Below are 8,868 nucleotides of genomic sequence, written 5' to 3' on the forward strand. Positions count from 1 at the left end.
CGCTTCGATACGCTCACCCTATCCGAAACCGCCCGATAGCCCGAGGAGTCCCGTTACCGTGGCGCACCCCACACACCCTTGCCTGATGGCGATCATCCTGGCCACCACCCTGACCGGTTGCGCCATCCGCGGCGACAACCCCGACTACACCGAACAGACCCAGACGCTGGTCGAACAGGTGCCGGTCTGGTCCCAGCCCACGAACGGCCAAAACGTTACGACGCTGACCGACCTGATCCAGTCCGACGCCCTCGATCAACTGGTCCAACAGGCGCTGGCCGCCAACCCGAGCCTGCAGCAGACCCTGCTCACCCTGCGCATCCGGGAAGCCGAGCTCAAACAAACCGGCGCCGATCGCCTGCCGGACCTGGAAGCCGGCTTCTCTGCCAGCGATGAAGAAGGTAGCGACGCCAGCTACACGGGCTCGCTGACGGTCAGCTGGGAAGCCGACCTGTGGCAGAAGATCGCCGACCGCACTGCCGCCGCCGGCAAGGACGTGGAAGAACAGGCCGCGCTCTACCAATCGGCCCGCGACAGCCTGGCGGCGGACGTGATGAGCCGTTGGCTGGCGCTGATCGCCCAGAAACACGCCATCCGCATCCAGCAGGAACGCCTGGCCACCCTGGAAAACAACGAAACCCTGATCAAACAGCGCTACCGGAACGGCCTGGGCACGCTGGAAGACCTGGACAGTGCCCGCAGCTCCTCCGCCAGCGCCCGCGCCACGCTGGAGAACGATCGGGAAACGCTGGCCCAGCAGGAGCGGGCCCTGAAGACCCTGCTCGGCCAGATTCCGTCCACCGGCAGTGACGTCCCCGGCGACTACCCCGCCGTACTCACACCATTGGCGGATCTGCCCACCCAGACGCTGCAACGCCGACCCGACCTGATCGCGGCTTACCACGCCATCGAGGCGCAGGATTACCGGGTCAGCGCCGCCTACAAGGACCTACTGCCCAGCATCAGCCTGGAAGCGGCCCTGAAAGACGTGGCGGATTCACCGGCCCAGGCCCTGCTGACCGATCCCGCCTGGAGTCTGCTGGGGCAATTGACCGCACCGCTGTTCCAGGGTGGCGAATTGCGCGCCGCCGCCGATTCCGCCGAGTACGAGCGCGCGCAGCTGTTCCAGGCCTACCGCGAGACCCTGCTGGACGCGGTCAACGAAGTGGAAGACTACCTCGGGCTGGAGCAGTCCCTGAGCCGCCGCCAGCAGCACATTGCCGATGCCCTCGCGCGCCAGGAAAGCACCCTGAAGCAATACCGCGCCAGTTACCGCGCCGGCCTGGTGGACATTCTCGACCTGCTCTCGGTGCAGCAGCAGACCTACGACCTCAAGGCCCAACTCGACGATCTGATCTATCAACGCCTGGCCAACCGGATTGACCTGGGACTGGCACTGGGACTGGGAGTGAATTCATGAAACGCAAACTCATCCGCAGCCTGCCCCTGACCGCGGCCCTGGTGGTCGTCGCGGGCGTCATCTTCTACATCCACGACCAGGCCCAGGCCTTCGCCGACCGGCCCTTTACCAAACCGGAAACGCCGGTCCAGAGGGCAGACGTCTCCGTGGTATCGGTGGAACCGGGCACCTACGCCGCCCAGATCTCCGCCTTTGGCGCGGCCAGCGCCCATTACCAGCTCACCCTGAATGCCCAGGTGTCCGGCCAGATCGACGACATCACCGGCGATTTCGAAGGGGGCAACCGCGTGGCCAAGGGCGATCTCCTGGCCGAAGTGGAGGCCAGCAGTTACCGGGAAGCGCTCGCGAGCGCCCAGAGCACCCTGGCCAGCGCCAGGGTCGACCTGCTGGAGGAAGAGCGTCAGGGCGAGCAGGCGGTGGCGGAATGGAAGGCCTCCGGCCTGTCCGGGGAACCCGACTCCCCGCTGGTGCTGCGCCAACCACAGCTGGCATCCGCAAAGGCCGCCGTTGCTGAAGCCCAGGCGGCGGTGGATACCGCCCGCTACAACCTCAACCAGACCCGCATCGTGGCGCCGTTCGATGCGCTGATCACCGATCGCAGCGTGGCGCCGGGCAGCTACGTGCAGGCCGGCACCGAAGTGGCGACCCTGGTCAGCACCGACCGGGTGGAGATCAGCGTCAGCCTGTCCGCCGTGGAATGGGCACAGCTGCCGGATCAGGCGTTGCTGACCGGCGGCCAGTGGCCCGCCACCCTGACCAACTTTGAAACCGGCCAGCACTGGAGCGGCCATGTCATCCGCGCCCGCCAGCATCTGGACGACACCAGCCGCCAGCGCTCACTGGTGATTGCCGTCGATGCCCCGTTCGATCAATCCCCGGCCCTGTTGCCCGGCACCTTCCTGCAGGCCACCGTGGCCGGCCGCGATGTCGACGGCCTGTGGAAACTGCCCGCCACCGCACTCAGTCAAAGCGGCGAGATCTGGTACGTCACCGACGACAACACCCTGGCCAGCTTCGCGGCCGAACCCCGATTCGCCAGCGACGGGTCCATCTACATCGTCCCGCCGAAAGCGCTGGCCGGCGACAAGGCGCGGGTGGTGCGCCAGCCGCTCAGCAGTTACGTCGAAGGCATGGCCGTGAATCCGGTCGAGGAGAACAGCCATGTCTGATCCGTCGCTCGACCGGGGCATCATCCCCTGGTTCGCCCGCAACCCGGTTGCTGCCAACCTGTTGATGGTGCTGGTGATCGCCCTCGGTGCCATCGCCCTGGGATCGCTGCAGAAAGAAGCCTTCCCGAGCATGGAGCCGGACAGCCTGTCCATCTCCGTCAGCTACAACAGCGGCTCGGCGCAACAGTCCGAAGAAGGCCTGGCGATCAAGATCGAGGACGCGCTGGAAGACGTCACCGGCATCGACTCGATCACCAGTTCGTCCACGTCCAGCGGCACCACGGTCACGGTGGAGAAAACATCCGACTACGATCTGGATACGCTGCTGCGGGACGTTAAGGCGAAGGTGGACGCCATCAACAACTTCCCGTCGGAAGCCGACAAACCCGTCATCAGCAAGGACGAGCGGGAAGAGCACGCCCTCTGGATCCAGCTCTACGGCGACGCCAGCCGGCGCACCCTGCAGCACCTCGCGGACAGTCTGAAGAGCGACCTGCTCGCCAACAACAACGTCAGCCGGGTGTCCATCTCCGGCTGGCTGGACCCGATGATGGCCATCGAGATCGACGAAGGCCATCTGCAGGCTTACGGGCTGACCCTGTCCGACGTGGAAGATGCGGTCAATTCAGGGTCCAGCAGCGCCATGACCGCCGTGTTGCGTGACAAGGACCTGTACCTCCAGCTCAAGGCGTCCGAGCAGGCCTACCTCAAGGAAGACTTCGCCAACATTCCATTGATCACCACCGCCAGCGGCGACCGCATCCTGCTGGGAGACGTGGCGCAGATCCGCGATACGTTCGACGACACGACCTCGACCCTGTCCCGTTTCGATGGCCAGGACAGCATCGCCCTGCAGATCATCACCACCGGCACCGACGATATCTCCGACTCGGTCAACGGCGCGCGCGACGTGGTCCAGCAATGGCGGGACGAGGGCAAGCTGCCGGAGAGCGTCAAACTCGCCACCTGGTACGATCGCAGCACCTCCATCAACGAGCGGCTGCAGCTGCTGATCGACAACGCCCTGTTCGGCATCGCGCTGGTGTTCGGCCTGCTGGCGCTGTTCCTCAACCTGCGGGTCGCCTTCTGGGTGGCCATGGGCCTGCCGTTCGTGTTCTTCGGCACCCTCTACTTCATGGGCGACAGCTTCCTCGGGCTCACGCTCAACGAATTCACCACCTTCGGTTTCATCATGGCCCTGGGGATCGTAGTGGACGACGCCGTGGTGGTCGGGGAAAGCGTCTACTCGGTGCGGCAGGCCGAGGGGGATACCCTGCGCAATACCATCAAAGGCACCCTGCGCGTCGCGGTGCCGACCCTGTTCGGTGTGTTCACGACCGTGGTGGCGTTCTTTGCGCTGTCGCAGATCCAGGGCGGGCTGGGCAAGCTGTATGCGCAATTCGCGGCCGTGGTCAGCCTGTGCCTGGTACTGTCGATCATCGAATCCAAGCTGATCCTGCCCGCTCACCTGGCCCACCTGAAAACCCGGGGCGAGCCGTCGAAGGCCTTGCCAGCGCGCATCTGGGGCGGCATCCAGGGCGCCGCTTCCGGTGGCCTCACCCTCTTCACCGAGCGGTTCTACCGGCCGCTGATCCGGCTCGCCCTCACATTCCGCTACACCACCGTGGTGCTGTTCATGGCGGTACTGATCCTGGTGATGGCGATGCCGTTCGACGGCACCATCCGCATGAGCTTTTTCCCGGACATTTCCGGCGATACCGCCCGGGCCCAGATCACGCTGTACAACGACGCCAGCTACGGGCTGACCCACCAGGCCCTGACCGAACTGGAGGACTCCGCGTACCAGGCGGATCGGGAGCTGCGCCACAATGAGGGTGACAGCGCCCTGGAACACGTTCAGGTGACCTCCTCCGGCGACCAGTCCGGCAAGGTGACGGTCAAACTGATCGCCGACGCGCCCTACGATCTCAAGCAGTTCACCCGGGAATGGACCACCCTGGCCGGCAACCCGGAAGGTGTGCGCACGCTGAGCATCCAGAGCCACCGCAACAGCGTCGATGCCCTGCGGGTGGAGCTGCGCGCCAACGACGACAGTCTGCTGACCCGGGCCGGCGCCCTGTTCCGCACCAAACTGGCGGACATTCCCGCGGTCAGCGGCATCGAGGACAACATGCAGCCCGGCCAGCCGCAGCTACGCCTGTCGCTCACGCCCCAGGGCCGGGCGCTGGGCATGACCACGGACGATCTGGCCCAGCAGGTGATGCAGGGTTTCCAGGGCCAGGTGGTCCAGCGCTACCAGCGCAACAACGACGAGATCGAGGTGAAGGTGCGCTTCCCGGCCGCCGACCGCCAGTCCATCACCAACGTCCTGCAGTCCAATGTGCGGGCGCCGGACGGCACGGTGCTGGCGCTGTCCAGCGTCGCGAAGGTGTCATTGGGCTATACCCGCGACACCATCACCCGCATCGACGGCAAACGGGCGGTGTACCTGACGGCCGACGTGAATAAGGACGCACTCTCCTCCACCGAGCTGGTCGCCCTGCTGAAGCGCGATGTGGTGCCGGAGATCAAGAGCCAGTACCCCGGGGTCGATGTCTACTTCGCCGGTGAGGCGGAGCAGCAGCAGGAAACCCAATCGTCCATGACGGAAGTGTTCCTGGTGGCCATGCTGGTGATTTACATGCTGCTGGCGATTCCACTGAAATCCTACGTCCAGCCGCTGCTGATCATGACGGCGATTCCGTTCGGCATCGTCGGCGCGCTGCTGGGCCATTGGATCAACGACCTGTCACTGGGCATCCTGTCCCTCAACGGCATCATCGCGCTCAGCGGCGTGGTGGTGAATGACAGCCTGCTGCTGGTGTCACGCTACAATGACCTGAGACGGGAAGGGATGGATCGCAAAGAGGCGATTGTCGAGTCGGCCACCAGCCGGATGCGGGCAGTGCTGCTGACCTCGGCCACCACCTTTGCCGGGCTGATGCCTCTGCTGGGGGAAACCTCGCGCCAGGCGCAGTTCCTGATTCCGGCCGCGGTGTCGCTGGCGTACGGTATCCTGTTCGCGACATTCATCACCCTGATCCTGATCCCGGTCCTGCTGCGCATCCAGACGGACCTGCAGGAGCGGATCGCAGGCTGGTTCGGCAACCGGCAACCGACGGACGAGGCCCCGGCATAATGCTCAGCGTACTTTTGGTGGAGGACGATCAGGACCTGGCGATGACCATCGTCCAGTACCTGGAGATTCAGCAAATCCGCTGCGACCACGCCAGCAATGGCGCGTCCGGCCTCCAACTGATCCGCGACAACCGCTACGACGTGATCCTGCTGGACCTGAACCTCCCTCGCATGGACGGGCTGTCGGTCTGCCGCGAAGTACGCCGCAGCGGGGACGACACCAGCATCCTGATGCTCACCGCCCGGGACCAGTTGGCGGACAAGGTGGAAGGTTTCGAGTCCGGCACCGACGACTACCTGGTCAAGCCGTTCGAATTGCAGGAACTGCTGGTCCGCATCCGCGCCCTCGCCCATCGCCGCAGCGGTCAGGTGCAGCGCCTGCGCTGCGGGGATCTGGAGATGGATCTGACCGCCCAACAGGCGACCCGTTGCGGACAGCCCCTCAAGCTGTCGCCCACCGGCTGGCGCCTGCTGGAAACCCTGCTGCGCGCCGCGCCGTCGGTGGTCACTCGCCAGGCACTGGAAGAGGCCGTCTGGGGCGACGAGCCGCCGGACAGTAACAGCCTCAAGGTGCACATGCATCACCTGCGCAAGACGGTGGATCACGGCCATGCAACGCCACTGATCCATACGGTTGCCGGGCGCGGCTTCATGATCCGGGAGGGCGGTGATGATCCGGAAAATCCGGCTTAAATGGCAGTTGGCGGCGATTTTCCTGGCTCTGGGCGTCCTGCTGGTGGCGGGCTATTCCATGCTGGCGGCGCACTACTTCATGCTGGGGATGGACAGTTTCCTGGTGGGATCCATGGAACACGCGGTCCAGCGCTACGAGACCGAAGCAAAGCAGGGCCTGACACGACCTGAAATCGAAGGATTCACCATCACCCGGCGCTGGGCCGAACAGCCCTCCGCCGTCCAGTCGGCGTTCGGCCAGCCTCCCGAACCGGCGCGCACGTTGCTCAAGGCCCGCGTGGAGCGCATCAAGGGCAAGCAGCACGGCCGACTCTATTTCGCCATGCGCTTTCCCGAGGCCGACGGCGATCTGTTCATTACCCATGAGATTTCCCGGAAATCCGTTTCCGATCTGGTGGGCACCATCATTCACGACAACCTGAACAGCCTGCTGACCATCAGCATCGGTTCGGCACTGGCACTGGTCCTGATCCTCTGGCTGGTGCTTAGAAGTGTCTCCAAACCCCTGAGCCGGCTGGGGCAGTGGGCACACGACCTCAATACCGACACCCTGCGCGAACCGGTCCCGGACTTTCGGTATCCGGAACTCAACGAGCTCGCCGGCCTGGTCCGCTCCAGCCTGTCGTCCCTGGAAGAGAATCTGGAACGGGAGCACCGCTTCTTGCGCCACACCAGCCATGAACTGCGCACGCCCATCAGCGTGATCCGCAACAACGTGGAGCTGATCCGTTCACTGCCGCCCGAGAAAGGGCCAGCCAGCGACTCGCCCCTGGGCCCGATCATCGACCGGGTCGACCGCGCCAGCCTGACCATGAAGCACCTGACCGAGACGCTGCTGTGGCTGAGTCGGGACGAGCCGGAGAATCTGCCGACCCGCACCCTGTCCCTGGACACCCTGATCCGCGAACTGGTGAGCGAACACCGTTACCTGCTGCGGGACAAGGACGTAACGCTGACGGTGGAGACCGAGCCTACCGCTCTCGATCTGCCGCACGTGGCGGCCCGGGTGGTCATCGGCAACCTGATCCGCAACGCTTTCCAGCACACCTGGGCCGGCGAGGTCAGTATCCGCCAGCAGGGCGACACGGTGCACATCGACAACCACCAGGCCAGCGACGAGGACGCCAACGACGATCTCGGTTTCGGCCTGGGACTGCAGCTGACGGCGCAACTCACGGAGCGCCTGGGCTGGTCCTACCGGAACGACCCGGCACCGGGCGGTCACCGGGTCACCCTGCGGCTGGGCGCTGTCGGCACGGGCTGATCTGGTAGACTGGAGCGCATCGTCACAGCTCCGGGATGCGAGAGGGTATGCGCGCAAAACTGATCACCCGCGAAGGCTTCAACGCCCTGCAGAAAGAACTGGATTACCTCTGGCGCGAGCACCGGCCCGAGATCACCCGCAAGGTGCAGTGGGCCGCCAGTCTGGGGGATCGCAGCGAAAACGCCGACTACCAGTACAACAAGAAACTGCTGCGGGAAATCGACCGCCGGGTGCGCTACCTGCGCCGGTCACTGGCCGAGCTGAACGTCGTCGACTATGCGCCGGAACAGGAAGGCCGGGTGTTCTTCGGCGCCTGGGTCAGCGTCGAGAACGAAGACGGCGAGACCCGCCGCTTCCGCATCGTCGGCTACGACGAGATCTTCGACCGCAAGGACTACATCTCCATCGACACGCCCATGGCTCGCGCTCTTCTCAAGAAAGAGGTGGACGACGAGGTGGAGGTGCGCACGCCGAAGGGGCCGGCGTACTGGGTGATCACGGAGATCGAGTATGTGCGGGATGTGGAGTGATTGAGGGGCTCGCTTCCTTATAAAAAACCGCCTTCGAGTCTGAAACCAATGGATGCCAAGCCGGTTTTGGGGCCCCTTGCTGAAGGCATGTCTGCGATTATAGGAACGTTCGGAGCCCACGTGTTGTTGGGCTTCCTGCGTCAGCCCAACCTACGGTCCTGTCCTCGACTCCAGTGATGGCATCCATTGGTTTCGATCTGGCCTTTGGGGAGGTCGCCTGGGTTTAGGGACTCATCGAGGTGACATTCCGAATCGTGGGCGTCAACAGCCATGTAGGTTGGGCTGACGCAGGAAGCCCAACAAGCCAGGTTTGCGGCCAATTCAATCGTCGCCAAGCCGGCTTTGGGACCCCTTGCTACAGGCATGTCTGCGATTAGGAACGTTCGGAGCCCACGTGTTGTTGGGCTTCCTGCGTCAGCCCAACCTACGGCCCCAAAGCGATTGCAACACCGTCTTCAGCTTCGGAGCAGCCGCCAGGCTGCCTTTTATATTCCATCAGCAGCGCACGCCTCAAACCTTTTCCCCGAACATATCGGGATAGGGGGGAGCCTTCTGGCTCCGCCCCTCCCACACCACCCGGCAAGCGGGTCCGCACCGGGCGGTTCGAGAAGTTGAGGTTTACGAGAGACGCGGCACGCCTAACCGGTCGAAGTG

At 64.5% G+C, this 8,868-nt stretch carries 6 protein-coding genes; all 6 read left to right on the top strand.

The window, feature by feature from the left end; translation table 11 throughout:
- Positions 1-58 precede the first annotated feature (58 nt).
- The 6 genes from EB809_RS19825 to greB are packed head-to-tail and all read left to right on the top strand — an operon-like array spanning position 59 to position 8,214.
- Complete coding sequence (locus EB809_RS19825) at positions 59-1,420, top strand: TolC family protein (protein WP_223808054.1); 1,362 nt, start codon at positions 59-61, stop codon at positions 1,418-1,420.
- The gene (locus EB809_RS19830) at positions 1,417-2,589 is read left to right on the top strand and encodes an efflux RND transporter periplasmic adaptor subunit (RefSeq protein ID WP_123636588.1); all 1,173 of its coding nucleotides are present in this window, start codon (positions 1,417-1,419) and stop codon (positions 2,587-2,589) included. The genes EB809_RS19825 and EB809_RS19830 overlap by 4 nt, the downstream gene beginning before the upstream one ends.
- The gene (locus EB809_RS19835) at positions 2,582-5,728 is read left to right on the top strand and encodes an efflux RND transporter permease subunit (protein ID WP_123636589.1); all 3,147 of its coding nucleotides are present in this window, start codon (positions 2,582-2,584) and stop codon (positions 5,726-5,728) included. The genes EB809_RS19830 and EB809_RS19835 overlap by 8 nt, the downstream gene beginning before the upstream one ends.
- Positions 5,728-6,420, top strand: a complete 693-nt coding sequence (locus EB809_RS19840; RefSeq protein WP_123636590.1) for a response regulator transcription factor — start codon at positions 5,728-5,730, stop codon at positions 6,418-6,420. Before EB809_RS19835 ends, EB809_RS19840 begins: the two co-directional genes overlap by 1 nt.
- Positions 6,398-7,684 (top strand): sensor histidine kinase, encoded by a 1,287-nt coding sequence (locus EB809_RS19845; protein WP_123636591.1) that lies wholly within the window; start codon positions 6,398-6,400, stop codon positions 7,682-7,684. Before EB809_RS19840 ends, EB809_RS19845 begins: the two co-directional genes overlap by 23 nt.
- Positions 7,685-7,731: 47 nt before the next feature.
- Complete coding sequence (gene greB, locus EB809_RS19850) at positions 7,732-8,214, top strand: transcription elongation factor GreB (RefSeq protein ID WP_123636592.1); 483 nt, start codon at positions 7,732-7,734, stop codon at positions 8,212-8,214.
- Positions 8,215-8,868: the final 654 nt, after the last annotated feature.

Source organism: Marinobacter sp. R17 (genome assembly GCF_003789045.1).
Lineage (GTDB): Bacteria > Pseudomonadota > Gammaproteobacteria > Pseudomonadales > Oleiphilaceae > Marinobacter_A > Marinobacter_A mangrovi.